The organism is Ruminococcus sp. CAG:379 (assembly GCF_000434255.1).
GTDB lineage: Bacteria > Bacillota > Clostridia > Oscillospirales > Ruminococcaceae > Ruminococcus_F > Ruminococcus_F champanellensis.
Genome location: NZ_FR894866.1, coordinates 21447 through 47277, shown reverse-complemented (window position 1 = coordinate 47277; position 25831 = coordinate 21447). Strand labels below are relative to the sequence as shown.

General features: G+C 52.6%; 31 protein-coding genes. All 31 read left to right on the top strand.

Annotation, left to right across the window (positions count from 1 at the left end; all coding sequences use genetic code 11):
• The first annotated feature begins 11 nt into the window (after nucleotides 1-11).
• The gene (rpsE, locus tag QVO51_RS04150) at nucleotides 12-512 is read left to right on the top strand and encodes a 30S ribosomal protein S5 (protein ID WP_022357354.1); all 501 of its coding nucleotides are present in this window, start codon (nucleotides 12-14) and stop codon (nucleotides 510-512) included.
• A gap of 12 nt (nucleotides 513-524) precedes the next feature.
• Entirely contained in the window at nucleotides 525-701 is a 177-nt protein-coding gene (rpmD, locus tag QVO51_RS04145) for a 50S ribosomal protein L30 (protein ID WP_015558491.1), read from the top strand.
• An 18-nt stretch (nucleotides 702-719) separates the two neighbouring features.
• Nucleotides 720-1160 (top strand): 50S ribosomal protein L15, encoded by a 441-nt coding sequence (gene rplO, locus QVO51_RS04140; protein ID WP_015558492.1) that lies wholly within the window; start codon nucleotides 720-722, stop codon nucleotides 1158-1160.
• A gap of 1 nt (nucleotide 1161) precedes the next feature.
• Nucleotides 1162-2490, top strand: coding sequence for a preprotein translocase subunit SecY (gene secY, locus QVO51_RS04135; protein ID WP_022357353.1), 1329 nt, complete (start codon nucleotides 1162-1164; stop codon nucleotides 2488-2490).
• 14 nt (nucleotides 2491-2504) lie between these two features.
• On the top strand, nucleotides 2505-3137 hold the full coding sequence (locus QVO51_RS04130; protein WP_015558494.1) for an adenylate kinase: 633 nt from the start codon (nucleotides 2505-2507) through the stop codon (nucleotides 3135-3137).
• A gap of 4 nt (nucleotides 3138-3141) precedes the next feature.
• The gene (gene map, locus QVO51_RS04125) at nucleotides 3142-3891 is read left to right on the top strand and encodes a type I methionyl aminopeptidase (protein WP_022357352.1); all 750 of its coding nucleotides are present in this window, start codon (nucleotides 3142-3144) and stop codon (nucleotides 3889-3891) included.
• 13 nt (nucleotides 3892-3904) lie between these two features.
• The gene (locus tag QVO51_RS04120; RefSeq protein WP_022357351.1) at nucleotides 3905-4150 is read left to right on the top strand and encodes a KOW domain-containing RNA-binding protein; all 246 of its coding nucleotides are present in this window, start codon (nucleotides 3905-3907) and stop codon (nucleotides 4148-4150) included.
• Between the two features lie 13 nt (nucleotides 4151-4163).
• Nucleotides 4164-4382: a translation initiation factor IF-1 gene (gene infA, locus QVO51_RS04115; protein WP_015558496.1), complete on the top strand. Its 219-nt coding sequence runs from the start codon at nucleotides 4164-4166 to the stop codon at nucleotides 4380-4382.
• Between the two features lie 62 nt (nucleotides 4383-4444).
• Complete coding sequence (rpmJ, locus tag QVO51_RS04110) at nucleotides 4445-4558, top strand: 50S ribosomal protein L36 (RefSeq protein WP_000868342.1); 114 nt, start codon at nucleotides 4445-4447, stop codon at nucleotides 4556-4558.
• Between the two features lie 34 nt (nucleotides 4559-4592).
• The gene (gene rpsM / locus QVO51_RS04105; RefSeq protein ID WP_015558497.1) at nucleotides 4593-4961 is read left to right on the top strand and encodes a 30S ribosomal protein S13; all 369 of its coding nucleotides are present in this window, start codon (nucleotides 4593-4595) and stop codon (nucleotides 4959-4961) included.
• Between the two features lie 15 nt (nucleotides 4962-4976).
• Complete coding sequence (gene rpsK, locus QVO51_RS04100; RefSeq protein ID WP_022357350.1) at nucleotides 4977-5381, top strand: 30S ribosomal protein S11; 405 nt, start codon at nucleotides 4977-4979, stop codon at nucleotides 5379-5381.
• A gap of 20 nt (nucleotides 5382-5401) precedes the next feature.
• Nucleotides 5402-5998: a 30S ribosomal protein S4 gene (rpsD, locus tag QVO51_RS04095; RefSeq protein ID WP_015558498.1), complete on the top strand. Its 597-nt coding sequence runs from the start codon at nucleotides 5402-5404 to the stop codon at nucleotides 5996-5998.
• A 74-nt stretch (nucleotides 5999-6072) separates the two neighbouring features.
• Nucleotides 6073-7029: a DNA-directed RNA polymerase subunit alpha gene (locus QVO51_RS04090; RefSeq protein ID WP_015558499.1), complete on the top strand. Its 957-nt coding sequence runs from the start codon at nucleotides 6073-6075 to the stop codon at nucleotides 7027-7029.
• 21 nt (nucleotides 7030-7050) lie between these two features.
• Nucleotides 7051-7392, top strand: a complete 342-nt coding sequence (gene rplQ, locus QVO51_RS04085; RefSeq protein ID WP_022357349.1) for a 50S ribosomal protein L17 — start codon at nucleotides 7051-7053, stop codon at nucleotides 7390-7392.
• Between the two features lie 271 nt (nucleotides 7393-7663).
• Nucleotides 7664-8095, top strand: a complete 432-nt coding sequence (mraZ, locus tag QVO51_RS04080; RefSeq protein WP_276748248.1) for a division/cell wall cluster transcriptional repressor MraZ — start codon at nucleotides 7664-7666, stop codon at nucleotides 8093-8095.
• Nucleotides 8096-8105: 10 nt separating this feature from the next.
• On the top strand, nucleotides 8106-9029 hold the full coding sequence (gene rsmH / locus QVO51_RS04075) for a 16S rRNA (cytosine(1402)-N(4))-methyltransferase RsmH (RefSeq protein WP_015558502.1): 924 nt from the start codon (nucleotides 8106-8108) through the stop codon (nucleotides 9027-9029).
• Nucleotides 9030-9232: 203 nt separating this feature from the next.
• Nucleotides 9233-9616, top strand: coding sequence for a hypothetical protein (locus QVO51_RS04070; protein ID WP_276694404.1), 384 nt, complete (start codon nucleotides 9233-9235; stop codon nucleotides 9614-9616).
• A 440-nt stretch (nucleotides 9617-10056) separates the two neighbouring features.
• Nucleotides 10057-12432 (top strand): penicillin-binding transpeptidase domain-containing protein, encoded by a 2376-nt coding sequence (locus tag QVO51_RS04065; RefSeq protein WP_022357346.1) that lies wholly within the window; start codon nucleotides 10057-10059, stop codon nucleotides 12430-12432.
• Nucleotides 12433-12484: 52 nt separating this feature from the next.
• The gene (locus QVO51_RS04060; protein WP_276745284.1) at nucleotides 12485-13948 is read left to right on the top strand and encodes a UDP-N-acetylmuramoyl-L-alanyl-D-glutamate--2,6-diaminopimelate ligase; all 1464 of its coding nucleotides are present in this window, start codon (nucleotides 12485-12487) and stop codon (nucleotides 13946-13948) included.
• Nucleotides 13949-13951: 3 nt separating this feature from the next.
• Nucleotides 13952-15316, top strand: a complete 1365-nt coding sequence (locus tag QVO51_RS04055; protein WP_022357344.1) for a UDP-N-acetylmuramoyl-tripeptide--D-alanyl-D-alanine ligase — start codon at nucleotides 13952-13954, stop codon at nucleotides 15314-15316.
• A 37-nt stretch (nucleotides 15317-15353) separates the two neighbouring features.
• Nucleotides 15354-16391: a phospho-N-acetylmuramoyl-pentapeptide-transferase gene (mraY, locus tag QVO51_RS04050; protein WP_338126701.1), complete on the top strand. Its 1038-nt coding sequence runs from the start codon at nucleotides 15354-15356 to the stop codon at nucleotides 16389-16391.
• A gap of 54 nt (nucleotides 16392-16445) precedes the next feature.
• Nucleotides 16446-17615, top strand: coding sequence for a putative lipid II flippase FtsW (gene ftsW / locus QVO51_RS04045; RefSeq protein ID WP_022357342.1), 1170 nt, complete (start codon nucleotides 16446-16448; stop codon nucleotides 17613-17615).
• 11 nt (nucleotides 17616-17626) lie between these two features.
• Entirely contained in the window at nucleotides 17627-18748 is a 1122-nt protein-coding gene (gene murG, locus QVO51_RS04040; RefSeq protein WP_022357341.1) for an undecaprenyldiphospho-muramoylpentapeptide beta-N-acetylglucosaminyltransferase, read from the top strand.
• A 100-nt stretch (nucleotides 18749-18848) separates the two neighbouring features.
• Nucleotides 18849-20105, top strand: coding sequence for a UDP-N-acetylglucosamine 1-carboxyvinyltransferase (murA, locus tag QVO51_RS04035; protein WP_022357340.1), 1257 nt, complete (start codon nucleotides 18849-18851; stop codon nucleotides 20103-20105).
• A gap of 28 nt (nucleotides 20106-20133) precedes the next feature.
• A complete protein-coding gene (locus QVO51_RS04030; RefSeq protein WP_022357339.1) occupies nucleotides 20134-20982 on the top strand; it encodes a cell division protein FtsQ/DivIB in 849 nt (282 codons plus the stop codon).
• Nucleotides 20983-21151: 169 nt separating this feature from the next.
• A complete protein-coding gene (ftsZ, locus tag QVO51_RS04025) occupies nucleotides 21152-22249 on the top strand; it encodes a cell division protein FtsZ (RefSeq protein ID WP_015558509.1) in 1098 nt (365 codons plus the stop codon).
• Nucleotides 22250-22471: 222 nt separating this feature from the next.
• Nucleotides 22472-23818, top strand: a complete 1347-nt coding sequence (locus QVO51_RS04020; RefSeq protein WP_276745275.1) for a hypothetical protein — start codon at nucleotides 22472-22474, stop codon at nucleotides 23816-23818.
• Between the two features lie 238 nt (nucleotides 23819-24056).
• Nucleotides 24057-24671, top strand: a complete 615-nt coding sequence (locus QVO51_RS04015; protein ID WP_015558511.1) for a sigma-70 family RNA polymerase sigma factor — start codon at nucleotides 24057-24059, stop codon at nucleotides 24669-24671.
• Nucleotides 24672-24771: 100 nt separating this feature from the next.
• On the top strand, nucleotides 24772-25050 hold the full coding sequence (locus QVO51_RS04010; protein ID WP_015558512.1) for a zinc-ribbon domain containing protein: 279 nt from the start codon (nucleotides 24772-24774) through the stop codon (nucleotides 25048-25050).
• Nucleotides 25051-25156: 106 nt separating this feature from the next.
• Complete coding sequence (locus tag QVO51_RS04005; protein WP_015558513.1) at nucleotides 25157-25360, top strand: DUF1858 domain-containing protein; 204 nt, start codon at nucleotides 25157-25159, stop codon at nucleotides 25358-25360.
• Between the two features lie 61 nt (nucleotides 25361-25421).
• Nucleotides 25422-25831, top strand: a 410-nt coding sequence (locus tag QVO51_RS04000; RefSeq protein WP_288167838.1) for a class I SAM-dependent methyltransferase, incomplete at its 3' end; no start/stop codon positions are given.

Here is a 25831-nt window from a genome sequence, read left to right as displayed (position 1 = left end):
GGGAAAACACGTTGGCTATGATTGACGCTTCCGCTATGGAGCTTACAGAAAAGGTCGTTGCAATCAACCGTGTATCCAAGACAGTCAAGGGCGGCCGTATCATGAAGTTCGCTGCACTGGTTGTAGTGGGTGACGGCAATGGCACCGTTGGATTCGGCATCGGCAAGTCCGGTGAAGTTCCGGATGCAATCCGCAAGGGCATTGAGGACGCAAAGAAGAATCTGGTGAAGATCGCGCTGAAGGGTACTACCATTCCCCACGAGATCATCGGTGCATTCGGCGCTGGCCGCGTACTGATGAAGCCCGCTGCTCCCGGTACCGGTGTGATCGCCGGCGGTCCGGTTCGTGCGGTCATTGAAGTTGCAGGCATCAAGGACATCCGTACAAAGTCCCTGCGCTCCAACAACCCCTGCAACGTGGTACGCGCAACCATCAACGGTCTCGCTTCCTGCACAACTGCAAAGGAAGTTGCAGAAAAGAGAGGCAAGTCCGTTAAGGAAATTTTAGGATAAGGAGAGAGCGACATGGCTAAACAGATTACGCTTGTAAAGAGCCTGATTGGCAGAAAGCAGGACCAGATTGACACGGCGCATTCTCTTGGTCTTAAAAAGATCGGTGATTCCACCGTACAGCCTGACAATGTTCAGACAGAGGGAAAAATCAATAAGATTTCCCACCTCATCGAAGTACAGGACGCTTAACGCAAGGAGGTGCGAACAATGAAGTTACACGAATTATCCCCGGCAGAGGGTTCTACCAAGGCTACCAAGCGCATCGGCAGAGGTCACGGCTCCGGTCAGGGCAAGACTGCTGGCAAGGGCCACAAGGGACAGAATGCACGTTCCGGCGGCGGCGTAAGAATCGGCTTCGAAGGCGGTCAGATGCCTCTGAGCAGACGTATCCCCAAGAGAGGCTTCAACAATATCTTTGCTACAAAGTTTGCAATCGTTAACGTTGCAGATCTGAACAAGTTTGTTGACGGCACCGTTGTGGACGCTGAGCTGCTGAAGGCTTCTGGTCTGATCAAGAAGGAATACGACGGCGTAAAGGTCCTCGGCAATGGCGAGCTGACCGCAAAGCTTACAGTAAAGGCTGCTAAATTCTCACAGAGCGCAATCGAGAAAATCGAGAAAGCTGGCGGGAAAGCAGAGGTGATGTAGTGTGTTTCAGACCATAAGGAAGGCATGGGCTATTCCTGAGCTTCGTAAAAAGCTACTCTACACACTATTTATCATTATCATTTTCAGAGTGGGCAGTGCCATCACTGTCCCGTTCCTGGATAACCAGCTCATCGCTTCTTGGATGAGCAGTGCGGCAACAGGCGGAAACTTCCTGGAATACCTGGACATCCTGACGGGCGGCGCCCTGTCCCAGGCAACAATTTTTTCCCTGTCTATTACGCCGTACATCAACGCCTCCATCATCGTCCAGCTTCTGACCTATGCGCTGCCTCCTTTGGAGCGGCTGCAGAGCGAGGGCGAAGAGGGCAGAAAAACCCTCAACAAGATCACGGCGATTGTTTCCTTTGGACTGTCCATCTTTATGTCCTTTGCTTATTACCTGACACTGAAGAACAAGGTGTCGGCAATCAAGTATACAACCGGCGGTTACGGCATCTTTGCTGCGATCGTCATCATTGGCTGCTTCGTAGCCGGCTCCATGCTGGTTATGTGGCTCGGCAACCGGATCAGTGAAAACGGTATCGGCAACGGTACTTCCATGATTCTGTTCGCCGGTATCGTTGCGAGAATGCCCAGGGACGTAGGCACCGCAGTCGAGCTGATGTTTACAAACCCCCAGAAGTATGTGTTTGTTGTTCCGCTGGTAGGCATCCTGTTCATTGCGATGATTACTTTCATCGTTCTGATGAACGAGGCTGAACGCCGGATCCCCATCCAGTACGCAAAGCGTGTGGTTGGCAGAAAGCAGTACGGCGGCCAGAGCACACACATTCCGATCAAGGTTTGCATGAGCGGCGTTATGCCGATCATCTTTGCAATGGCGTTTATGTCCCTGCCGAATACCTTGAGCCTGTTCGTAGAACCGGTTGCAAATCCGGAGGGTGCATCTATGGGCGCAAAGATTTATTACTACTTTATCGCATTCTTCAAGACACAGTCTTACGGCTATGCAGCTCTGTATTTCATCCTGATTGTTGCATTCAACTACTTCTACGTTTCCATGCAGTACAATCCGGTTGAGATCGCAAACAACCTGCGTCAGTCCAATGGCGGTATTCCCGGCATCCGTCCCGGTAAGCCCACCTCTGATTACATTCAGAGAATCCTGTCAAAGATTACTCTGACAGGTGCGATCTTCCTGGGCCTGATTGCGATTTTCCCGATCTTCTTTGCACGGGCTCTGCCGGATATGAGCGGTCTGTCCATGGGCGGTACCTCTATCCTGATCGTAGTCAGCGTAGCACTTGAGACTGTCCGCACAATGGAATCCCAGATGATGATGCGTCATCACAAGGGCTTCCTGGGTTAAGGAGGACATTGCATATGAATCTGATTCTTTTGGGCGCTCCGGGCGCCGGCAAGGGTACACAGGCAGAGGTCATCTCCGAGGCATTGTCCATTCCTCAGATTTCTACTGGCAACATTCTGCGTGAGGCTGTCAAGAACGGCACAGAGTTCGGTCTGAAGGCCAAGGCTGCAATGGAAAGCGGCGCACTGGTCTCCGATGAGGTCGTAATCGGGATCCTGAAGGATCGCATCGCACAGGATGACTGCAAGAACGGTTTCATTCTTGATGGTTTCCCCAGAACAGTTCCCCAGGCAGAAGCTCTGGAGGCTATGGGCGTGAACATTGACAAGGTCGTTGAGATCTATGTTCCGGATGAGACCATTTCCAAGCGCCTGTCCGGCAGACGTGTCTGCGAGGGCTGCGGCGCATCCTATCACACAGATTTCAAGCCTTCCAGGGTGGCTGGCAAGTGCGACAAGTGCGGCGGCAATACCGTGATCCGCAAGGATGATGAGCCCGCAACCGTTCTGGAGCGACTGAAGGTTTACCACGAGCAGACTGCTCCGCTGAAGGATTTCTACGCAAAGCGGGGTAAGCTTGAAACAGTAATCGGTCAGGAAGAGGTTTCCGAAACCTCTAAGCTGACGCTGAAGGCTGTGGGGGCGTAATCGCATGATTAGCGTAAAATCCAATACAGACCTGGAAAAGCTTCGTGCAGCCGGCAGAATTGCCGGTCGTGCCCTGAAGCTGGCTGGGGAATCCGTTCGGGCGGGCATGACTACCAAGGAACTGGACAAAATCGTGCATGACTACATTGTAAGCTGCGGCGCAACGCCGTCCTTCTTAGGATACGGCGGCTTTAAGGGCAGTGCCTGCATCTCTATCAACAACGAGGTCATTCACGGGATTCCGTCCTCCAAGCGGAAAATTGCAGACGGAGATATTGTCAGTGTGGATGTGGGGGCTTATTACAATGGCTTTCACGGCGACACCTGTGCAACTTTTGCAGTGGGACATATTTCTGATGAGGCAAAAAAGCTTCTCGAAGTGACAGAAGCAAGCCTGTATGCCGGAATCGATGCGGCTGTTGTGGGCGCACGGATGGGAGACGTTTCCCATACGGTTGAAGAGTATTGCGTTTCGAGAGGATATGCTGTGGTGAAGCAGTATTGCGGACACGGCATCGGCAGGGAACTGCACGAATCACCTGAAGTACCGAATTACGGGAAGCCGGGACATGGGGTACGCCTGGTATCCGGCATGACCTTTTGTATTGAACCGATGATCAACGTCAAGGGTGAGGGTGTGAGAGTGCTGAAGGATGGCTGGACGGTTCTGACACAGAGCGGTTCACTGTCCGCACACTTTGAGCACGCCATCGCCGTAACACCGAATGGACCTGTGATTCTGACACAGCCCTAAACGGAGGTGTACAGTGGAACTGGAGGTTGGCACGATTGTTCGGGCGATTGCCGGGCGGGATGCGGACGGATATTTTGTTGTGACTGCATTGGACGGCGAGTTTGTATGGATCGCGGACGGCGACCGCAGAAAACTTGACAAGCCCAAGCATAAACGGCGGAAGCATCTGAGAAGGACCTGTACGGTCATGGATCTGAACGGGATCACCGATAAGAAGCTGAGAACCCTGTTGAGAAGTTACGGGGAACAGGCTGGCTGATAGGAGGTTATGTATGTCGAAGGAAGACGCAATCGAGCTTGAGGGTGTTGTGCTGGAAGCATTGCCGAACGCAATGTTCCGTGTGGAGCTTCCCAACAAGCACATTATTCTGGCGCATGTGTCAGGAAAGCTGAGAATGAACTACATTCGTATCGTTCCCGGCGATAAGGTGACCATTGAAATGTCCCCTTATGATCTGACCAAGGGCCGAATCACATGGAGAGCGAAGTAATCGCTCCAACAAGGAACGTGAGATGCTGATGCATTTCTGATACGAAGAAGGAGGTATTTCCAATGAAAGTAAGACCTTCCGTAAAACCGATTTGCGAAAAGTGCAAGGTTATTAAGCGCAAGGGAAAAGTCATGGTCATCTGTGAAAACCCGAAGCATAAGCAGCGTCAGGGTTGATCCCTTGACAATATAATGGAGGTGTAAGAAACCAATGGCAAGAATTGCTGGTGTGGATCTGCCGAAGAATAAGAGAGTCGAGATCGGCCTCACTTATATCTATGGCATCGGTCGCAATACTGCGGCAACCATCCTCAAGGAGACCGGCGTAAACCCGGATACTCGTGTAAAGGATCTGACTGAATCCGATGTAGCACTGCTCCGTGATTACATCGACAAGCACTACACCGTAGAGGGCGACCTGCGTCGTGAGGTTGCGCTCAACATCAAGAGACTGGTTGAAATCGGCTGCTACCGTGGCGTTCGTCACCGTAAGGGTCTGCCGGTTCGCGGTCAGCGCACAAAGACCAACGCAAGAACCCGGAAGGGTCCGGTTAAGACCATCGCTAACAAGAAGAAGTAAAGGAGGGAATGAACTTTGGCACAGCAAAAGGGTAAGAAGATCACTACCGTGAGAAGACGCAGAGAGCGTAAGAACATTGAAAACGGCGCAGTTCATATCCAGTCTACATTCAACAACACCATCGTGACCATCAGCGACACCCAGGGCAATGTTATTTCTTGGGCAAGTGCAGGCGAGATGGGCTTCAGAGGTTCTAAGAAGTCCACACCGTTCGCAGCACAGACCGCAGCAGAGACCGCTGCAAAGGCTGCTATGGAGCATGGTCTGAAGTCTGTTGAAGTTTATGTAAAGGGACCGGGTTCCGGCCGTGAGGCTGCAATCAGAGCACTGCAGACTGTTGGTCTGGAGGTTAAGCTGATCAAGGATGTAACACCGATTCCCCACAACGGATGCCGTCCTCCCAAGAGACGCCGCGTCTAGTATTATAGGAGGTATATGAAATGGCAGTAAGTAAAGAACCGATTCTGAAGAGATGCAGACATCTGGGAATCAGCCCGATGGTTATGGGCATTTCCAAGAATTCTAACAGAAATCCTAACGCAAACAGCAGAAAAAAGGTTTCTGAGTACGGCATGCAGCTGAAGGAAAAGCAGAAGCTGAAGTTCATCTACGGCGTTCTGGAAAAGCCCTTCTACCACTACTTCGAGATCGCTGAGAAGATGGAAGGCAAGGCCGGCGATAACCTGATCACTCTGCTGGAATCCAGACTCGACAACGTTGCTTACAGAATGGGCATGGCTCTGACCAGAAGAGAAGCTCGTCAGCTGGTAACACACAGACACTTCACCGTAAATGGTCAGAGAGTCAACATTCCGTCCTACCGGGTAAAGGAAGGCGATGTGATCGCTCTGTACGAGGGCAGCAGATCCAGCCAGAAGTTCAAGGACGTTCTGGAGCAGACTGCAAACCGTCCGGTTCCGCTGTGGCTGGAAGCAAACAAGGAAAACTTCTCTGTTAAGGTAACGCGTATGCCCAAGGTCGAGGATCTCGACTACGAGGTAGAAGCTCACCTGATCGTCGAGCTGTACTCCAAGTAATCATTTTCGTATTGTTGGCGTACATTGCAAAATCCCCACAAGAACAAAAGTGATTGCGAAATAGGAGGGTTTATATGCTGGAAAAAATAGAGAAGCCGGAAATTGACACTGTCGAACTGAGAAGTGACGGGAAATACGGTAAATTCGTTTTGGCTCCGCTGGAGCGTGGCTACGGCATTACGCTCGGCAACAGCCTCAGACGAGTTCTGCTCTCCTCCCTGCCCGGTGTTGCAGTCAATTCCGTAAAGATTGACGGCGTACACCACGAGCTGTCCACGATCCCGGGTGTAAAGGAGGATGTCACTGAGATCATCCTGAGCATCAAGGGTCTGACTGCAAAGCTGTATGGAGACGGTCCGAAGACTGTTTACATTGAAGCGACCGGTGAATGTGAAGTCACTGCGGGCGATATCAAGACTGACTCCGAGGTAAACATCCTGGATCCCGGCATGCACATTGCAACCCTGGGCAAGGACGCTTCCCTGTACATGGAGATCACCCTTGATAAGGGCAGAGGTTATGTATCTGCTGAACGCAACAAGCAGCTGATGCCGAACCTTCCGATTGATGTCATTGCGGTTGATAGTATTTATACTCCTGTTTTGAAGGTAAACTACACGGTTGAGGACACTCGGCTGGGTCAGGTTACCGACTATGACAAGCTGACGATGGAAGTGTGGACCGATGGTACCATTTCCGCAAAGGAAGCGCTGTCACAGGCAGCCAATCTCCTCAACGAGCATCTGAAACTTTTTGTGGATCTGTCTGAAGAGGCAAGCATTGCAGAAGTTTTGGTTGAAAAAGACGATAAGGGTAAGGAAAAAATCCTTGAGATGACCATTGAGGAACTTGACTTATCCGTGCGTTCCTTCAATTGCCTGAAGCGCGCCGGAATTAACACAGTGGACGACTTGATCAACAAGTCTGAAGAAGAAATGATGAAGGTTCGGAACCTCGGTAAGAAATCCTTCGATGAGGTTAAGGAAAAGCTCCAGTCCCTGGGCTTTGACTTGAGTTCCGAGGAAGAATAACCAGAAAAGGAGTGATATACGATGCCGGGTACGAGAAAGTTAGGCAGAGCAACAGATCATAGAAAGGCTATGCTCAGAGCTATGGTTACCTACCTGCTGGAGAACGGTCAGATTGAGACCACAGTAACACGGGCGAAGGAAGTCCGGGCAGTTGCTGAGAAGATGATCACCATCGGCAAGAACGATGACCTGCACTCTAAGCGCCAGGTATTTGCATATGTGACCAAGGAGAGCGTTGCAAAGAAGCTGTTCGATGAGATCGCACCGAAGTATGCGGACAAGAACGGCGGCTATACCAGAATCATTAAGACAGGTCCCCGTCGGGGCGATGCAGCAGAGATGGCAATCATCCAGCTGGTTTAATGAAATAGATCGGAGGCGCACAGAGCAATCTGTGCGCTTTCTTTTACCCGCATGTCCCACAAGGGCATGCGGGATATTTTTATGGATGATCCACAAAAATTACAATGGAAATTTGGCGGATTTAGTGCGCCCTTTCTATGAAATCTTATTGACTTTCTATGTGAAAATACTGTATAATGATATTACACGGTGAAAAGTGGTGTTGTAACTCCATTCTGTGGTACGAAGTGGGGAACAAGCCGACGAAGAGTATGAAAGGGCGGTGTAGGACTTGGCGAACGTTTTGATGGGTGAATACCTGCATAATATGGACGCCAAGGGCAGAGTCAGTTTTCCTACAAAGCTCCGTGAAATACTTGGCGAAACGTTTTATGTCACCAAAACCATTGACAAGCACTGTTTGACAGTGTATCCCCAGGAAGAGTGGGAGAAGCTTTCAAACAAGGTTGCGCAGTTGCCCCAGGCAAAAAGCGCCAATATCCGGCGTGTTTTGTTCTCGGGAGCCGGTGAACTGAACCCTGACAAACAGGGTCGGGTACTGATCCCACAGCACTTGCGGGAGTATGCGGGTCTGGATAAGGATGTGATGGTCATCGGTGCGTGCAATGTGGCTGAAATATGGGACAAGGCGGCATGGGACGATTTCAACAGCTCGTTCGATACAGCGGATCTGATGGAGGTCATGGGTGAGTACAATGTCTAATGGAGATGAAATGAAATTTCATCATATTTCGGTTCTGCCGGAAGAAACAATAGAAGGACTCGGCGTGAAGCCCGACGGCATTTATGTAGACGGAACAGTCGGTGGTGCTGGACATGCACTGCGGATTGCGAAGCTGCTGACTGACGGCGGTAAGCTGATCGCACTCGACAGAGACCCTGATGCGGTAAAGACAGCGGACAAGCGTCTTGCTCAATACCCGGCAGTGGTGGTTCAAAGCAATTTCTCACAGATCAGACAGGTGCTGGACAGCCTGGGAATTTCCCTGGTGGACGGTGTTCTGCTGGATCTGGGCGTATCATCCCATCAGCTTGATACGGGTTCCCGGGGCTTTTCCTATCACGTGGATGCGCCCTTGGACATGCGAATGAGCCAGACCGGTGTTTCGGCACGGGATCTGGTGAACACAGCCTCCCCGGAGGAGCTTGTGCGGATTCTCTTTGAATACGGAGAGGAGAAGTTTGCACGGCGAATCGTGGCGGAGATCGTGGAAGCACGTCAGAAGGAACCGATTGAAACGACCCTGCAGCTTGCGGAGCTGATTAAAGCCGGTGTTCCGGCAAAGGCACGCCGTGAGAAAAATCCGTGTAAAAAAACATTCCAGGCAATCAGAATTGCAGTCAACGGCGAGCTGGATCATTTGACGTCCGGGCTTGACGCTGCTTTTGCATGTCTGAAGCCGGGAGGACGACTTGCAGTAATCACGTTCCACTCTCTGGAGGATCGACTGGTGAAGCAGAAATTTGCCGGATGGTGCAAGGGATGCATCTGTCCGCCGGATTTTCCTGTTTGTGTATGCGGACACACACCGCAGGGCAGACTGGTAAACCGGAAGCCCATTGAAGCAAAGCCGGAAGAACTGGAAGAGAACAACCGAAGCAGAAGTGCCAAACTCAGAATTATAGAAAGGAGTTAGGTGTTGTTGTGGCAAACGATGCAGCAATGTATGAATTCCTGCAGCAGGATAACGTATTGTCAGCCGAAGAGCGTTACCGCTTATGTCAGCAGAGCTACATGCATGGCAATACTGCGCCAAAGCTGCAGCCGGAAGCTCAGCCGGAATTTACGCCGGAGATCCACCGTTCCAGACGAAGCGATATCAGCACGCCCGAAATAAGTATGAGAAGAAGCACGCACAAAAAAGGCTCTGCACCGAAAACATTTTTGGCGGCAGCCTTTGCAATGGGACTGCTTGGCGCCGTGATTTATGGCAGGGTACAGACAAACGAGATCTATGGCGAAATAGCAAGAGAAACCAAAGAGTACGAAATCGTACAAAGTGAGAATGTACGCATGCACTCCGATCTGGAGGCAAAGGTGGCGATCAAGAGCGTGGAGGAATACGCTGAGCAGGAGCTTGGTCTTCAGCAGCTGGATCAGTCCCAGATTGAGTACATTCAGCTCCAGACCGATGATTCGGTGGAGATTCCCGATGAGGAAAAGAACCTGTTTGTCCGGATTAAGGACAAATTCGAGAGCTTTATGGAATATCTGAAAGGATAAGACATATAGTGAAGAGAGCAAGAACCATTCGCAAATACCGGAACAGAAGAAAATGAACGCCGCATCGGTGAAAGAGGGCAAAAGCCCCGCACGAAACGGCGAAGAATATGTACGGCGCAGCTGCAAAGTACGGAACAAAGAAAGCAAAGACAACAGGCGAGTGTAAACAGAATGCAGGTGGCACGCTGCGAGACCTGCACCGACGGGTGCGGGATGTGCTGCCAAAGCTTCGATTGAATATGGGGTACTGCATCAAGCCCCATGTTCCTTCGCCGATCAAATTGGATGTCGTGAGGCATCGGCAACAGGCGGGGAGATCGGAATATCCCTGCCTGTTTGCCTTTATGTTTCAATAACCCTTATCTGAGTGCTTCCCGGTGGGCAGAAGCTTTGCCCGGATACCGGAGTATTCAGATAACGGCTATGGAAAGGAGCAGTACATGTCAAACAGAGATGAAACCACGGCGCAGATGAAAACCCGTATGAACGTCTGGGTGCTGGGTGCCATGATGGTGCTGGCGCTGGCGGTTATTATCAACCTGTTCAAGGTGTCCATCATTCAAAATAAAGAATATCAGGAAATGGCAAACAACAACCACTTCGGCTCGATCACCATTCCGGCAAACCGGGGCTCGATCTACGATGCAAACGGCAAGATCCTTGCCCAGAGTGCTACAGTTTACAAGATCTACATTGACCCTGTGCTGTTTCGCAAGGAGCTTTCTGGATACACCCAGAAGGAAACTGACCGGATGGCGGATGCGGCAAAAAACGGTGAAAGCTACACGCCGGTGGATATGAACGCAAAGAAGGATGAACTGGTGCAGTTTCTTGCCCGAACCCTGGACATCAAGGAAGAAACCGTCCGGGAGGCAATGGAGAAGAATACCCAGTATTATGTGCTCAAGACCCAGGTGGAAAAGCCCACGGCGGATCAGATCCTGGAGTATGTAAACAATATCGTAGTGGGGCAGGAGGTCAACAAAGCAGGGGAGATCAAGGATCGTACCATCAGCTTTGCTTCCATCACCACTGAAAGCGATACAAAGCGGTACTACCCCCAGAATTCTATGGCTGCTTCCGTCATTGGCTTTACCAACAGCGACGGCGACGGTCTGTATGGTCTGGAGGCTTTGTATGATGATTATCTGCATGGTACGGACGGCAAGACCATTTCCGCAAAGGACGTAAACGGCAACGAGATGCCCTACCGGTATTCCAAGACCTATGACGCCCAGGATGGCAACTCTCTATACCTGACCATCGACACCACCTTGCAGACCTATCTGGAATCTAACCTGGCGGAGATGGTGACCAAGTGTCAGGTCAACAACCGTGCCTGTGGCATTATTATGAACGCCAAAACCGGTGCGGTACTGGCCATGGCCACTTACCCAGGGTTTGATCTGAATGAACCGTATGTGATTGCGGATCCTGCCGTGCAGGAATATCTGGATACCCTGTCCGAGGGGGAATACAAGACCGCTTATGTGGAAGCACGGGAAAAGCAGTGGAAAAACAAAGCCATTACCGAGCTGTACCAGCCGGGTTCCGTATTCAAGGTCATAACCGCCTCTGCGGGCTTTGAGGAGTCGGTAATCAAGCTGACGGATACCTTTAACTGCACTGGCGGCGTAGTAGTGGTGGATGGCGTGCCCCCTATCCACTGTAGCAAGCGAACCGGTCATGGGGTACAGGATTTTACCACAGCGTTGACCAACTCCTGTAACCCGGCGTTTATGGAGATCGGCAAGCGGCTGGGTGCCACCAAATTCTTTCAGTACTTCTCCGCCTTCGGATTGACGGAAAAAACCGGCATCGATCTGCCAGGCGAGGTGCCCAGCTATTATAAAGACCTGGAGGATATGGGCCCGGTGGATCTGGCGGTATGCTCCTTTGGTCAGACCAATATTGTAACCCCCATCGAAATGATCACTGCCTATGCGGCAGCCATCAACGGAGGCTACCTGATGAAGCCCTATGTGGTCAGCAAGGTCGTGGACACGGACGGGAACGTCATCAAGACCACGGAGCCGGAGATCCGGCGCCAGGTGGTTTCGGAAGAAACCAGTGCGATTATGCGGAAGGCACTGGAGGACGTGGTGAACAACAAGGGCGGCAGTAACGCATACATCAAGGGCTACCGGATCGGCGGCAAGTCCGGTACCTCCCAGAAGATCGGCGGCAGCATTTCCTCCGGAGATGAAGATGATATGCAGTATGTGGCTTCTTATGCATGCTTTGCTCCGGCAGATGATCCGGAGATCATCATGCTGATTATGGCGGATGAGCCCAACAAGGCCATTACCTACTACGGCAGTACAGTTGTCGTACCTTATGCAAGAAAGGTTCTGGAAAAGGTTCTGCCGTATCTGGGATATTATCCTGAATATACCGAAGAGGAGCAGGCAAAGCTAGGTGTAAAGGTGCCCTTCCTGGAGGATGAATCGGTGGAAACGGCAAAATCCAAGCTGGATAGCCTGGGGCTGAAATATGAGATCGTGGGAGAGGGCGAGAACGTATACTCCCAGACGCCCATTACAGGTATGCAGGTGCCCAAGGGCGGCACGGTGATCCTGTATTCCGAGCCAATCGAAACGGAAAACACGGTGGATGTCCCCAATGTGATGGGCATGAAGCTGTCCCAGGCCAATGCGCTGCTGACCAGTCATGGTCTGAACTATGTCACAGCAGGCGCATCCGCTGACCGGAGCGACGTGACCATTGTGTCCCAGTCTCTGGAGCCGGGATCCACGGTTGCAAAGTGGAGTGTTATGGAAATCGAATTTGCGGTAAACGATCACCAGACCGGCTGATCGTGAAGAAATCAGAAAGGAGATCGCATTGCCAGGCAGTGCGGATGAAACGATGAAATTATATCAGGTATTGGAAGAAACGACCACTGCTTTGCCGGATCAGGAAATCACCTGTCTTGCAGACGATACCCGGAAGGTGCAGCCAGGCTGTCTGTTCTTCTGTATCCGGGGCAACCGGTTTGATGGCCACGATGCAGCAGCGGAGATGCTGGAACAGGGTGCAGCCGCAGTGGTTGCAGAGCGTGACCTGGGACTGGGTGATCGTCAGATCCTGGTGCCGGATACCCGGATCGCATACGGCAGAGCCTGTGCCGCCTGGTTTGACCATCCGGAGCGGAAAATGAAGATGATCGGGGTCACGGGCACCAACGGCAAGACCACTATGACCAATGTGATCAAGTACATTCTCACGAACAATGGGCATAAGGTGGGGCTGGTGGGTACCATTCAGAATGAGATCGGGGACGAGATCGTCCACACGGACAATACCACCCCCATGTCGTTTGATCTGATGCAGCTGTTTGACCGGATGTACCAGGCAGGCTGCGACACGGTGGTCATGGAGGTTTCTTCCTTTGGTTTGGTGCAGCGCCGGATCGGCCCCACCCATTTCCAGACTGCTGTGTTTACAAATCTGACCCAGGATCATCTGGATTACCACAAGAATATGGAGGATTACTACCAGGCAAAGCGCATGCTGTTTGAGGTATGCGATCTGGCGATCTGCAACATTGACGATGCCTACGGACAGCGGCTTTACAAGGAGATTACCTGTGAGAAGTGCTCCTATGGCTGTCATGAAAATGCGGATTTCTATGCGGACGTGATCAAGATCCGCCCAACAGAGACCAGCTTCTGGTTTTGCAGCCAGGGGAAATCCCACCAGGTCACCATGAAGATGACCGGCATGTTCAACGTGTCCAATGTGACCGCTGCCATGGGAGTATGTCTGAAATGCGGCGTGCCCATGGAGCGGATCATCGCTTCCGTGTCCCGGTATAACGGGGTGAAGGGACGGTGCGAGGTGATCCCCACGGGACGGGATTTTTCCGTGATCTGCGACTATGCCCACACGCCGGACGCCATTGAAAACATTCTTTCCAATGTACGGGGTTACACGGAGGGCAGACTGATCTGCCTGTTCGGCTGCGGCGGCAACCGGGACAGTGCCAAGCGTCCCTTGATGGCAAAGGCGGCGGCAAAGTATGCGGATCATCTGGTCATCACCTCCGACAATCCCCGGGATGAAAAGCCGGAGGCAATCATTGCAGATATTCTGGCAGGACTCACAGACAGCAAGGTGTCCTACGATGTGGTGGTGGATCGGATCGAGGCGATCTATCACGCATTGCGCATTGCCCGTGCCGGAGATGTGATTGTGCTGGCTGGCAAGGGGCATGAGGATTATCAGATCCTGGCCGGAAACAAGCACATCCATCTGGATGAGCGGGAAGTGGTGGCAAAGGGGCTGACCCTGCTGGATGCCGCACATGAAACTACAGAGAAAAGGGATTGACATATGGAACAGGTTACATTAACAGAAATCGCACAGGCGGTGGGCGGCACGCTTTCCAACTGCCCGGACTGTGCTGTGACAGAGATCTCAACCGATACCCGGACGATCACACCGGGTTGTGTATTCCTTGCACTGCGGGGTACCCGGTTTGATGGGCATACCTTTGCCAAGCAGGCATGCGAACAGGGGGCAGTGGCGGTAATCTCGGATCATGTGATTCCAGATTGTCCCTGTATTGTGGTGGACAGTACGGGTAAGGCACTGCTCGCATTTGCCGCATACTATCGCCGGAAGTTCCAGCCCTTCTTTGTGGGGGTAACCGGAAGTGTGGGCAAGACCACCACAAAAAATATGATCGCACTGGTACTGAGCGCCCACTGCAAGACCTTGAAAACTGCCGGTAATCTGAATAATGAGATCGGATTGCCCAAAACTCTGATGGGTCTGGATTCTACTTATAAGGCAGCAGTGGTGGAGATGGGTATGTCAGATTTCGGAGAGATTTCCCGGTTGTCCAAGGCGGCTGCACCCAGCATCGGCGTGATTACCAACATTGGCTTTTCCCACATTGCCCAGTTGAAATCCCAGGAAGGAATTTGCAGGGCGAAGCTGGAGATCCTGGATGGCATGGCGGCGGATGCACCCTTGGTGGTGAATGGGGATGATCCCTATCTGATTCCTCTGAAAACCACCCTGTCCCGTCCGGTGTATACCTATGGAATCAAGAATGCAGGAGCGGACTGTCGGGCGGAGCGTATCGTGTCTGAAAACGGCTGCACCAGCTTTGATCTGTGCTGGCAGGGTACCGTTACCTCTGTGACCCTGCCCTGCATCGGGGAACATAATGTGATGAATGGGGCTGCTGCCTTCTGTATCGGTATGCTGGCAGGCATGGAGCCGGAGGAGATTGCCGGGGCTTTGCGTACTTACCAGCCGGACGGCATGCGGCAGAATATCCAGCAGATTGACGACAAAACTGTAATCCTGGATTGCTACAATGCAAGTCCGGATTCCATGCGGGCATCCCTGTCCGTGCTTGGGCAGCTTTCTGTGACCGGCAGACGCATCGGGGTGCTGGGGGATATGCTGGAGCTTGGAGAGCAGTCCCGACAGCTGCACCGGATGGTGGGCGGTCTAGTTACACCGGCGCAGGTGGATCTGCTGTTCTGCTACGGACCGGAAAGCCGGTACATTGCCGAGGAGGCAGCCAAGCAGGGCGTGCCTGTGCAGTATTTTACGGAGAAGGAAGCCTTGACAGAGCAGCTGCGACGCAGTTTGCAGCCCGGGGATGCGGTGCTGTTCAAGGCCAGCCGGGGCATGCAGCTGGAGTCCGTGGCAAAGGCACTGTTTCCGGCGCTTGCAGTATAACAGAAAGGGGAATGCCTGGTAACGGGCTATGCGTATTATGCCTATCATTTGGATTCTATTAGCAACGGCACTGCTGTCCGCAGTGTTCGCTGCTGCCATCGGCAGGGTTCTGATTCCGTATCTGAAGAAGATCCACTTCGGACAGACGATTCTGGAGATTGGCCCCCGTTGGCACAAGAACAAGCAGGGTACCCCCATTATGGGTGGTTTTATGTTTATCATCAGCTCCGTGGTCACGGTGATCGCCGGGTATGTGCTGTATCGCACCCAGTGTGTCCAGGACGGCTCGGATCCGGAGATCCGGAACGGCATGCTGCGGCTGATCGCTTGCGTGGTGTTCTCTCTGCTGTTTTCCTGCATCGGCTTTGCGGATGACTACATCAAGGCAGTCAAGAAGCAAAACCTGGGGCTTCGACCCAGTCAGAAGATGGCGGCGCAGTTTTTGCTGTGTGCCGGATTCCTGGCTGTGCTGTATGCACTGGGGGATCACTCCACAGAGCTGGATCTGATCTTCTGCAAGCTGGATCTGCATTTCTTCTACTACCCGATCATGATTCTGTTCATGATCTACCTGTCCAATGCGGTGAATCTGACAGACGGGGTAGATGGCTTGTGCGGCACGGTGACAGCCGTTGCCATGCTGGCATTTACCATGATCTGCTCCAAGGAGATATCCTTGTATGCCATTGCCATTGCCGGAGGCTGCCTGGGCTTTCTGGTGTGGAACCTGCATCCCGCAAAGTGCTTTATGGGGGACACAGGCTCCATGTATCTGGGAGGCGCCTTTGTTGCCATTGGACTCACCACCCATCAGCATCTGGTGATGGTTCTGGTGGGACTGGTGTATGTGCTGGAGGCACTGAGCGTGGTGATCCAGGTATCCTACTTCAAATACACCGCAAAGCAGCATTTTAAGAAAACCGGTGAAAAGGGGAAGGGCAAGCGGATCTTTAAGATGACCCCCATTCACCACCATTTTGAGATGTCCGGCTTCAGTGAATACCGCATCGTGGCGACCTTTTCGCTGTTTGGTCTGATTGCCGGTACACTGGGGGTTCTGATGGTTCTGCTGTAAGACAACAGCTTACAGAGCCAGAGCCCGGATCACAAAACTACAGGAGGCATTTACATGGCCCACGAAGCCAAATTTACGTCGATACAAAGCAATACCCGCCGCAGATCCTTTGCCGGCTATGATTATTCGGATCTGCCCTTTCTGACCATTGTGTTGTTTCTGCTGGCTACCGGTATTCTGATGATGTTTTCCGCCAGCTATGCCACAGCCATAGATGAGGGAGAGCCTGGCACATACTATGCGGTCAAGCAGCTGGAAATGGCTGGGGTTGGTCTGGTGGTCATGTTCTTTGCCTCTCATTTCGATTATCACGCCTTCGGTCGGTTCTGGATCAGCTTTGGCATTTTCGCTGTCGCTCTGGTGATGTTGATCCTGGTGCTGTTTATGGGTACCTCTACGGACACCGGCGTTACCCGGTGGCTGCGTATCGGTCCCCTGACCTTCCAGCCCTCAGAGATTATGAAGTTTGCAGTTGTGGTGTTTTTCTCCATGCTGATTTCAAAAAACTACAATCATATGCAGGACTTCAAGCGGGGAGTTCTGCCCTATTTCCTTATGCTTGGAGTGATCGCCGGCTTGATGATGATGCAGCCCCACCTGTCCGGTACCATTCTGATTCTGCTGATCGGGCTGACCCTGGTATTCGTGGGCGGTGCAAAGCTGACTCACCTGGGGGGCGCCGGGCTGGCAGGCTGTGCATTGCTGATTGCAGTAATCCTTCTGAAAAAGAACTATTTTATGACCCGGATCACCACCTGGTTGGATCCCTTTAATGAAGCCACCTCCGCAGGGGATACTTGGCAGACCTGTCAGTCTCTGATTGCCATCGGCTCCGGGGGATTGTTTGGTTTGGGGTTCTGTGAATCCCGGCAGAAGTATCTGTATCTGCCGGAAACCAAGAACGACTTCGTGTTTGCCATCGTCTGCGAGGAGCTGGGCTATGTGGGGGCAGTGGTTGTGATTCTGCTGTTTGCACTGCTGGTGTTCCGGGGACTGTATATTGCCTCCAAGGCACGGGATAAGCTGGGCACCCTGCTGGTGCTGGGACTGACCATGCACATTGGCTTGCAGGCATTTCTGAACATTGCCGTAGTCAGCAATCTGATCCCCAATACGGGCATCAGTCTGCCCTTCTTTAGCTACGGCGGTACCGCACTCATTATGCAGCTTGCGGAAATGGGGATCATACTAAATGTGTCCCGACAGGCGAATATCGAGAAGTAGGAGGACATCTTATGAAGGTTTTACTGGCCGGCGGCGGCACCGGAGGACACATCAACCCTGCGCTTGCCATTGCGTCCATCATTAAGCAGCACGATCCCGGGGCGGAATTTCTCTTTGCAGGGACACCCAACGGCATGGAGGCAAAGCTCGTTCCCCAGGCAGGGTATCCCATTGAGTTTATCAACGTGGCAGGGTTTCAGCGGAAGCTGACCTTGAAAAACATCAAACGCAACGCCCAGGCGCTGCGGTATCTGGCAACCTCCGGCAAGCGTGCAAAGGAGATTGTCACCGGCTTCAGTCCGGACATTGCCATCGGCACCGGTGGATATGTGTCCGGCCCGGTGATTCGTATGGCGGCAAAGCTGGGTGTGCCCTGCGCTATTCATGAGCAGAATGCCTATCCTGGTGTCACCAACAAGCTGCTGGCGAAGGAAGTGTCCCATGTCATGCTCACCTTCAAGGAGGCGCTGCAATACCTGGACAAAAATGTGAATTACACGGTGACGGGGCTGCCGGTTCGGGCATCCATTCTCCAGGAAAGCCGGGCGGATGCCCGGAGAAAGCTGGGGTTTGACGACGGTATGTGTATTCTCTCCTTCGGCGGCAGTCTGGGTGCCGGATGCATCAATGAAACCATGGCGGAGGTCATTCAGTGGCATACCTCCAATCAGCTGAAGATCAACCACATTCACGGCTATGGCGGCATGGGCAGAGAGAGCTTCCCCAAAGCCATGCGGGACCGGGGCGTGGATCTGAACAATCCCCGGCTACGGATCTCCGAGTACATCAACGATATGGACGTGTGCCTGGCAGCGGCGGATCTTGTGGTGTGCCGTGCAGGCGCTTCCACCCTGGCGGAGTTGGAGGCTGTGGGGCGTGCATCCCTGCTGATTCCGTCCCCCATCGTCACCGGCAACCACCAGTTCCACAATGCCAATGTGTTGGGCAAAGCGGGGGCAGCTATCGTCATTGAGCAGAAGGATGTGACGCCGGAGGGCATCGTAGAACAGGTGAAGAACCTGTACGAGCACCCGGAAAAGCTGCGCTCCATGGCACAGCATGCCGCCGATCTGGCGGTGCCGGATACGGATGAACGGATCTACAAGGTGATTTCTTCTCTGCAAAAGGCTTAAGGCTACACCGCACAGAGCATGCCTGGCGACGTTGCCTTAACCGGAACCCATTTTCCCTCAGAAGCATAGGATAAACAAATTGCTTTTGAGGTGATGGGCTATGGCGGAATCAAAACTCGTAATTGAGGGCGGGCATCCTTTACAGGGGGAGATCCGGATACAGGGTGCGAAAAACAGTGTGCTGCCGCTGCTTTCGGCAGTGGTGCTGTGTGATGAGGATGTGGTGCTGGAGCGGTGCCCTGCCCTGTCGGATGTGTATGCTGCAAGTCGGATTCTGACCCATCTGGGCTGTCGCTGCAGCTTCCGGGACGGGAAAATGGAGATCCGGAACGGAGGCATCAGCCGCAGTGAGATCCCGGAGGCCATGATGCACGAAATGCGTTCGTCCATCACCTTTCTGGGCCCGCTTCTGAGTCGAACCGGCAGCTGCACCCTGTACCTGCCCGGAGGCTGTGAGCTGGGGCCGCGTCCCATTGATATGCATCTGCATGCTTTGCGGCAGATGGGGGCGGAGATCCATGAAACCCATGGCATGCTCCGGCTCCAGGGCAGACTCCGGGGCGCCGATCTGCATCTGCCGTTTCCTTCGGTGGGCGCAACGGAGAATATTATGCTGGCGGCAGTGCTTGCACAGGGGCGGACCCGGATACATAATGCTGCCCGGGAGCCTGAGATCCGGGATCTTGCGGAATTTCTTGCGGCATGCGGTGCAAAGATTTCCGGTGCCGGCACGGACACGGTCATCATCGATGGGGTGGAGCGGCTCCACGGTTGTGTGTACCGGGTGATGCCGGATCGAATTGCAGCGGCTACTTATCTGTCCGCAGCAGCTGCCGCCGGGGGTTCCGTCTGCATCCAGGACTGCTGTCCGGAGGATCTTACCGCTGTTACAGAGGTGCTCCGGCAGATGGGCTGTCGGGTATATTGTCACGAAAGCCGTATCTATCTGCAAAGCAGTCTGCCTCTGCATGCTGCACCCTATATCCGCACCATGCCCCATCCCGGATTTCCGACGGATGCTCAGGCGCTGCTGATGGCGGCGCATTGTAAGGCACGGGGCAGCTGTATGTTTGAGGAAACCATCTTTGACAGCCGGTACCGGCATGTGGACGATCTGATCCGGATGGGTGCAGATATCCGTCTGTCCGGCAGGGCGGCAGTGGTGCATGGGGTGCAGAAGCTGTCCGGGACGACGGTGCATGCAACGGATCTGCGGGGGGGTGCAGCCATGCTCATTGCAGGGCTCACCGCAGAGGGGGTCACGGAGCTGACGGAGCTGTCCCACCTGGATCGGGGCTATGAGGATCCGGAAGGCGTGCTCCGGAGCCTGGGGGCAAAAATCGAACGGATCACATAAGGCGATACCGCCACAAACGGAGGAACGTATGCAGGAAGTTGTAAAAACAAGCGTGAAACGCAAACAGAATTCCAAGCGGCAGAGGCGCAGGCGGCGCAATATGTCCATGTACATTCTACTGGTGCTGATCCTGGTGGTCGGCATTGGCTTTGCCCTGTCCATGACGATGTTTTTCAATATCAAGTCCATCCGGGTCACAGGTGATACGGCGTATACGGATCAGGAGGTCTATGCTGCATCCGGCATCCAGGAGGGTGACAATCTGATGCGGCTGGATACGGTTTCTGTCAGCAATTCTGTGCTTTCCAAGCTGCTTCTGGCAGAGGATGTGTATGTAAAAAAGCATTTTCCCAGCACGGTAGAGATCATTGTAAAGCCCTGCGTGCCCACCGCCTGTGTGGCGTATGAGGGAGGGTATCTGATCGTCAGCGCCAAGGGCAAGATCCTGGAAAAGACCAGCCAGCCCAAGGAGGGACTGCTGATTTTCAAGGGGTATATCCCGGAATTTCTTGAGCCGGGGCAGATGCTGACCTCTACGGAGGATCAGAAAAATGCCATCTATACCGCCTTCCTCAGCAATGAGTATGCTGCGGATCTGACTGAGGTAGATATGACGGATCAGTATGATATCGTGGTGTATTACGGGGATCGGATCCGGTTTGATATCGGCAACGCCAACGAGATCAGCTATAAGCTGCGGCTGGCAGCTACGGCGATTCCCAGGCTGAACGATTCCAAAAAGTACAATCTGCGTATGGTTGGGGATAACCAGATTTCCGCCACCCAGCAGGAGCCGGCGGTGACCACTGCTCCGGAGAATCCCACGGAGCCGGAGAGTACGGAAACCATCACCACGACCGCTGCACCGGCTGCATGATAATTGGTTCGGAAATCAGCGTGCTGCCTAAATTTTTTTCGAATATTTTTTCAAAATGGCTTGCAATCGGGAGATACATGTGATAAAATATAAAATGTGTTTAATATGATGTGCTAGCTACAGACTGCCAAATGGATGGTTATGTGAATAAACATAGGAGGACTTTCAAATGACTGACTTTATCTACGAGGAAGCATTCGACCCGCAGGTGAATATTAAGGTGATCGGCGTTGGCGGCGGCGGCGGCAATGCGCTGAACTGTATGGTCAATGCCGGCGTCAAGAACATTGAATATATTGCAGTGAATACGGACGCAAAGGCGCTGAACAATTCCAAGGCTACTTCCAAGATCCAGATCGGTGCAAAGCTGACCCGGGGTCGTGGTGCCGGCAACAAGCCGGATGTAGGACAGCGTTCCGCTGAGGAAAACAAGGACGAGATTGCAAATTCTCTGAAGGGTGCGGATATGGTATTCATCACCGCAGGCATGGGCGGCGGTACCGGTACCGGTGCGGCTCCGGTGGTTGCACAGATCGCCCAGGAGATGAACATTCTGACCGTTGCGGTTGTTACCAAGCCCTTCCTGTTCGAGCGCGAGCAGAAAATGGCACAGGCTGAGCGTGGTATTGATGAGTTGATGAAGTATGTGGATTCTCTGATCGTGATCCCCAACGAAAAGCTTCTGGTTGGTATTGACAAGCCTCTGACCATGAAGGAGTCCTTTGCGCTGTCCGATGACATTCTCAAGACCGGTGTCAAGAGCATTTCCGACCTGATCGTGGAGGAAGGCTACATCAATCTGGATTTTGCAGACGTTTCCACCATCATGAAGGGTGCCGGCTATGCACATATGGCAATCGGACACGGCTCCGGCAAGAACAAGGCAGAGGAGGCTGCAAGCCAGGTTATTTCCAGCCCGCTGCTGCTTACATCCATTGCCGGCGCACACCGTCTGTTGATCAACATCACCATGTCCGAGGATATCCTGTCCTCCGAGGTGGATACCGCAACGAAGATGATCACCGACACTGCTGCACCCGGCGTAGAGTTCATCTTCGGCACTGCATTCAAGGAAGATATGAACGATGAGATGACCATTACCGTGATCGCTGCCGGTTTTGACGATCCGGATGAAAAGGTAATTCCCATTAGCAATCCGCTGCTGGATGAGGATCCGGTTGCACCGGCACAGCCTGCTGCCAAGCCGCAGGCAGACCAGGTGGATGATGATCTGGATGAAATTTTCAAGATCCTGGACAAGAAATAATTGTGGAACGGGCTGTTGAATGCAACAGCCCGTTTTCTGTTTCCGACATTTTGCACGAAAATGACAGGAAATATTGTACGAAATGTACGTTGAAATCAATCTCATTTTATGTTATAATTAACAACATGGAAGGAAGCACACGATATGGGAGCAGCATGGACGCACATATGCTGTTCCCCGGCTTCTATTGATTTTAAGTGCGTGGAATGGAGCGACATTACTATGGATCAGCCGATGTTGTTATTGCGCCCTACTAAAATTGGCGGCGGCTTTGTCAAGGAAGATGTTCTGGCATATGTGGATGAACTGAATTCCAAAATTGTTGCACTCGAAAACGAGTTGAAGGAAGCGCAGGAAAGCGCAGCGGGTCCGGGATTGGATCAGCAGCAGGCGCAGAAGTATGAAAATGAGATCAAGGGTCTTCGCTCGGATCTGGGAGCAGCAAACGCTGCACTGCGGAAGGCGAAGGAGGATCTGGAGAATCAGGCTAAGAATGCCGGTGGGGATACCGGCAAGCTGACTGCGGAAAATCAGCGACTGACGGCTGAAAATGAAAAGCTGAAGCAGGATGCTGCCAAGTTCCAGGATGTAAAAGCTGCATTGGAGAAGGAAATCGAAAAGCTGAAGGCAGATCTGGCTGCAAAGCCGGCAGAGGCGATTCCGGCTGTTCCCAATGTGGACGATGCGATCATGAAGCAGGAGATCGCAAAGCGTGACAGCCAGTTGGCTGAAAAGGCGGCAGAGCTGAAGGCAAAGTCTGAACAGCTGATGACCAAGGACGCTGCCATTGCAGAGAAGAACCAGAAGATCGCTTCCCTGGAGAAGGATGTCAAGAAGCTGCAGGATGAAGTGGATGATCTGAAGACGGCAGGGGATTCTTCCATGTCGTCCAGCTTCGATATGGGTGCTCTGTTTGCAGAGGCACAGATGACTGCAAAGAAGCTGACTCTGGAAGCCCGCAATGCGGCTGAAAAGACCACACGAGAGGCTAAGGAGCAGGCTGAGTCCATTGTGAGCGAGGCGAATGCACAGGCTGAACGAAAGATTGCGGACGCTGAGTCTGTGATCGAAGCAACCATCATGGAGGCCAATGCCAAGGCGGATGCTACCATTGATGACGCTAATGCAAAGGCAAAGACCGCAAACGAAATGACCGGTACAGTGCGGCAGATGCTGAACAACGAGATCGACGGTGTGACCAAGAAACTGACAGAGATCACAAATCTCATCAATCAGTTGACCGATCAGGCTGCAAAGCGGCTGGATGAAGCCCAGAGCGTGGCAATGGAAGCCCGCAAGACTGTGGGAGATGTGCCGGATCCCAAGGCGGATGCATTCGAAAAGCCCAAGGCTGCTATGGCGGATGAGCTGAAAGTTAAGCTGCATCAGGCACCGGAGCAGAAGCCCGTAAAGCATGATGCGCCCAAGCAGGAGTCTGCGGCAAATGCTGCCCCCAACAAGGGCGTCAAGAAGCCGGCTAACTTTGGCTTTGATTTTGACGATTTGACCAAGGCCGTTGAAGAAGCAGCCAAGAATGGCGGTAATGATAATGACAGCTGGACGCTGTAATAGGTAGGAACGTATGGCGGCGCCATTCGGCGCCGCTTTTTCGTCCGGAGTTCGGAGAAAGCAGGAATTGTATGATTTTGCATGTGCAAAACCACTGAAAAAACGTGGTTTCCTTCATACATTTTGCCGTTTTCTTTCCTATATTTAAACTTATTTGCATTATAATCTTGACAAACGATGCGTTTGCGTATATGATTAGACTGGTATCCCGAAAGTGATTTGATTGGTGAAGGATGGCATGGAGCAGAAACGTGAACAGGATCTTGGCAAGCGGCAGACGGAACGATCCGATGAAGAACTGGCGCTGTCAGCGGCAAAGTGCTCGGATTCTACTGCGGAGCTGATCTCTCGCTATATGAAGCTGATCTGGGTGAAGGCAAACACAATGGCAAATGCTGTTGTGGATGCGGAGGATCTGGCGCAGGAGGGAATGCTGGGACTGATGAATGCCATTGCGCATTTTGATCCCAACCGTGAAATCAAGTTTTCCACGTTTGCCGATGTTTGTATTACTAATAAAATGAAATCGGCGCTGATCCGTACCAGGCATACAGCCCTGCCGGTGGAGGATGCAGAATCCGCAGCTCAGGTTCAGAATGAGGTTGAGGATGACGACCCGGAGCGGATCCTTCTGAGAAAGGAACGGCTGCACGAATTATATCGGGAGATGGATCTGGTATTATCCAAACGGGAGCTTGAAATCTTTAAATTGTTTTTATGCGGTCTGCGGTATGAGCAGATGGCAGAACGTCTGCATATCACGGAAAAGTCTGTGGACAATGCTATGCAGCGGGTGCGGCGTAAGTTAAAATCAGTCTGGATGGCTGATCAATTCAGGAACTCCGATTCCTGATCTATATGACCGGGTAGCTTAAATTTCAGAGCGTTGTTTATCAAAGGTGTCGGTGCGAATCCGTCCGAGGTCCAAAAAACTCAAAGCGAGGTAAAAAAACATGTACGAAGACAAGACACTGGTATGCAAGGAATGCGGAAACGAATTCGTATTCACCGCTGGCGAGCAGGAATTCTACGCTGAAAAGGGTTTCGTAAATGAGCCCCAGCGCTGCAAGGCTTGCAGAGATGCAAGAAAGAATGCGAACAAGTCTGACAGAGAAATGTTTGAAGCTACTTGCGCACGCTGCGGCGGTGTAGCTCGGGTTCCGTTCAAGCCCAGAGAAGATCGCGCAGTATACTGCAGCGATTGCTTTGCAAAGATGAAGGAAGCTGAATAATCGACTTCTAAAGCGCAGCCAGTCGGTTGCGCTTTCCTTTTTCTTTCATTTCATTCGTTGAATAAAAGCATGCCCATGGCGCATGCTGAAACAGGAGGCGAAAATCATGACAATTACAAAGGATACGATCATCGGGGATATCCTGGATGAGGATTTTGAGGTTGCCCCCTTCTTCCTGGAGATGGGGATGCATTGCCTTGGCTGCCCCTCTGCAAGAGGTGAGTCTGTTGGAGAGGCTTGCAGCGTTCACGGGGTTGACCCGGATGAGCTGGTCGCAAAGCTCAACGCACATTTCGCAGCGAAGAAGTAACAAGGCGGGCGGCAGATTGCCGCCCTTCTTTTTTCAATTCATCAATCGGAGGTTCTGACATATGCTTACTTTATCCCCTCGGCTGCTGGCATGCGCTCGGCTGGTGTCCGGTGCCGGATGCTGCTGTGATGTGGGCACGGATCACGCTTATCTGCCGGTCTACCTGTTGCAGCAGGGCATCTGCACCAGTGTGATCGCTTCGGATATCGGCGAGGGCCCGTTGCAGTATGCCCGACAGACAGCAGCCCGGTGGGGGCTGTCTGACCGGATCCGCATCCTTCTGTCGGATGGCTTGCAGCAGGTGCCGGATGCCGGCATCACGGACGTAGTGATCGCCGGTATGGGGGCGGAAACCATTTGCGGCATTCTGGAGCATGCAGACTGGCTCCAACGGGGCACCAACCTGATTTTGCAGCCCATGACCAAAGCCCCCTTATTGCGCAGGTGGCTTGCGGAAAACGGTTACGGTTT

Excerpts from the sequence above, each read along its gene's own strand:
- infA (WP_015558496.1), top strand. The coding sequence starts at position 4,164 with ATGTCGAAGGAAGACGCAATCGAGCTTGAGGGTGTTGTGCTGGAAGCA.
- QVO51_RS04130 (WP_015558494.1), top strand. The coding sequence starts at position 2,505 with ATGAATCTGATTCTTTTGGGCGCTCCGGGCGCCGGCAAGGGTACACAG.
- QVO51_RS04005 (WP_015558513.1), top strand. The coding sequence starts at position 25,157 with ATGACAATTACAAAGGATACGATCATCGGGGATATCCTGGATGAGGAT.
- QVO51_RS04090 (WP_015558499.1), top strand. The coding sequence starts at position 6,073 with ATGCTGGAAAAAATAGAGAAGCCGGAAATTGACACTGTCGAACTGAGA.
- rsmH (WP_015558502.1), top strand. The coding sequence starts at position 8,106 with ATGAAATTTCATCATATTTCGGTTCTGCCGGAAGAAACAATAGAAGGA.
- rpmJ (WP_000868342.1), top strand. The coding sequence starts at position 4,445 with ATGAAAGTAAGACCTTCCGTAAAACCGATTTGCGAAAAGTGCAAGGTT.
- QVO51_RS04030 (WP_022357339.1), top strand. The coding sequence starts at position 20,134 with ATGCAGGAAGTTGTAAAAACAAGCGTGAAACGCAAACAGAATTCCAAG.
- rplO (WP_015558492.1), top strand. The coding sequence starts at position 720 with ATGAAGTTACACGAATTATCCCCGGCAGAGGGTTCTACCAAGGCTACC.
- murA (WP_022357340.1), top strand. The coding sequence starts at position 18,849 with ATGGCGGAATCAAAACTCGTAATTGAGGGCGGGCATCCTTTACAGGGG.
- murG (WP_022357341.1), top strand. The coding sequence starts at position 17,627 with ATGAAGGTTTTACTGGCCGGCGGCGGCACCGGAGGACACATCAACCCT.
- QVO51_RS04020 (WP_276745275.1), top strand. The coding sequence starts at position 22,472 with ATGGATCAGCCGATGTTGTTATTGCGCCCTACTAAAATTGGCGGCGGC.
- ftsW (WP_022357342.1), top strand. The coding sequence starts at position 16,446 with ATGGCCCACGAAGCCAAATTTACGTCGATACAAAGCAATACCCGCCGC.
- rpsM (WP_015558497.1), top strand. The coding sequence starts at position 4,593 with ATGGCAAGAATTGCTGGTGTGGATCTGCCGAAGAATAAGAGAGTCGAG.
- map (WP_022357352.1), top strand. The coding sequence starts at position 3,142 with ATGATTAGCGTAAAATCCAATACAGACCTGGAAAAGCTTCGTGCAGCC.
- QVO51_RS04010 (WP_015558512.1), top strand. The coding sequence starts at position 24,772 with ATGTACGAAGACAAGACACTGGTATGCAAGGAATGCGGAAACGAATTC.
- QVO51_RS04060 (WP_276745284.1), top strand. The coding sequence starts at position 12,485 with ATGAAATTATATCAGGTATTGGAAGAAACGACCACTGCTTTGCCGGAT.
- QVO51_RS04070 (WP_276694404.1), top strand. The coding sequence starts at position 9,233 with ATGAGAAGAAGCACGCACAAAAAAGGCTCTGCACCGAAAACATTTTTG.
- rplQ (WP_022357349.1), top strand. The coding sequence starts at position 7,051 with ATGCCGGGTACGAGAAAGTTAGGCAGAGCAACAGATCATAGAAAGGCT.
- ftsZ (WP_015558509.1), top strand. The coding sequence starts at position 21,152 with ATGACTGACTTTATCTACGAGGAAGCATTCGACCCGCAGGTGAATATT.
- QVO51_RS04055 (WP_022357344.1), top strand. The coding sequence starts at position 13,952 with ATGGAACAGGTTACATTAACAGAAATCGCACAGGCGGTGGGCGGCACG.
- QVO51_RS04015 (WP_015558511.1), top strand. The coding sequence starts at position 24,057 with ATGGAGCAGAAACGTGAACAGGATCTTGGCAAGCGGCAGACGGAACGA.
- rpmD (WP_015558491.1), top strand. The coding sequence starts at position 525 with ATGGCTAAACAGATTACGCTTGTAAAGAGCCTGATTGGCAGAAAGCAG.
- mraY (WP_338126701.1), top strand. The coding sequence starts at position 15,354 with ATGCCTATCATTTGGATTCTATTAGCAACGGCACTGCTGTCCGCAGTG.
- QVO51_RS04065 (WP_022357346.1), top strand. The coding sequence starts at position 10,057 with ATGTCAAACAGAGATGAAACCACGGCGCAGATGAAAACCCGTATGAAC.
- rpsD (WP_015558498.1), top strand. The coding sequence starts at position 5,402 with ATGGCAGTAAGTAAAGAACCGATTCTGAAGAGATGCAGACATCTGGGA.